The sequence below is a fragment of the Kitasatospora sp. NPDC093558 genome, from assembly GCF_040683475.1.
Lineage (GTDB): Bacteria > Actinomycetota > Actinomycetes > Streptomycetales > Streptomycetaceae > Kitasatospora.
On sequence record NZ_JBFBDY010001392.1, the window covers coordinates 1 to 1,054 of the forward strand.

At 71.9% G+C, this 1,054-nt stretch carries 1 protein-coding gene; it reads right to left on the reverse strand.

All coding sequences use genetic code 11. The annotated features are described in order from the left end of the window. Positions 1-1,054 (reverse strand): DUF6603 domain-containing protein (locus AB0O00_RS41255; RefSeq protein ID WP_363659783.1); only part of this gene is annotated, 1,054 nt, incomplete at both ends.

Below are 1,054 nucleotides of genomic sequence, written 5' to 3' on the forward strand. Positions count from 1 at the left end.
ACTTCCCGCACGTCGCGTCCGCCAAGGTGGTCTGGACGAACTCCGACGAGATCCGCAACACGATGATCACCTGGGTGAAGGCCAAGGGCCGAGACCAGCGGCGAGCGGTCGGTCACCACCGGGGCCGCGCTCTGGGCTGCGACCAGCCGGTCGAAGCCGGCGCGGTGGCTCAGGAGTTCCTTGCCGATCAGCAGTTCGAGCAGATCCTTCGTCGGGCGGCGCCAGTACGCCGTGAAGACGACCGTCCTGTCCTCCTGGCCTCCCACGTCGTCCTGGAAATCGAGGTGGAATCCGGCCCGCAGCCGCTGGAAGGGCGGCAGTTGGCAGGCCTCGGCACGGGTCAGGTCGAGGTAGGTGCCGGGGGCGAACGAGTCGTCGGCCGGCCCGCCCGGGGTGACGTGGGTGGACGCCGCGGTGACCTCCACGCTGCGCTCGCCGGCCAGGCGCCGCCCGCCGATCCGGGTGAGCTGCAGACCGAGCGGTACCAGGCCCTGGGTCCAGCGCAGCCGGCCGAGCGGGGAGACCAGGACCGTGCCGTCGGGCAGCCGGCCGGCCGGCGGGGCGAGGGCGGCGCTGCGGTCCCGGGCGTCGACGGCGTGCAGGTTCGACGCCCGCTTGAACTCGGGGGCGAGCAGCGCGGCGACGTCCTCGAGCGGGGGAGCGGGTGCCGGGCCGGCCGGGCCGATCCGGAAGGTGTCCGACCAGCTGATGTCGTCGAAGAGCAGTTCCTTGGACACCGAGACGTGGATCGTCCACGGCCCGGGCCCGTCCACCGAACCGGAGGCGGTGATGCCGCCGGAGAAGATGGCGACCCGCACCTGCCAGCCGGCCTGGAAGTCGACGTGCAGATGGAACGGGTCGAAGGTGACGATCGCGTCCAGCGCGATCGAGCCGTTCGCGGAGATCACCGCGAGGTCGACGCCGACCTCGAAGCTGCCGCCCACCTGGAAGCTGTTCGAGGTGATCGCCAGATAGCCGTCGGCGCGCAGTGACAGGAACGCAAGCGCCGGCAGATCCAGGGCCAGGCCCAGCCGTTGCTGCGGCGGGACGACGG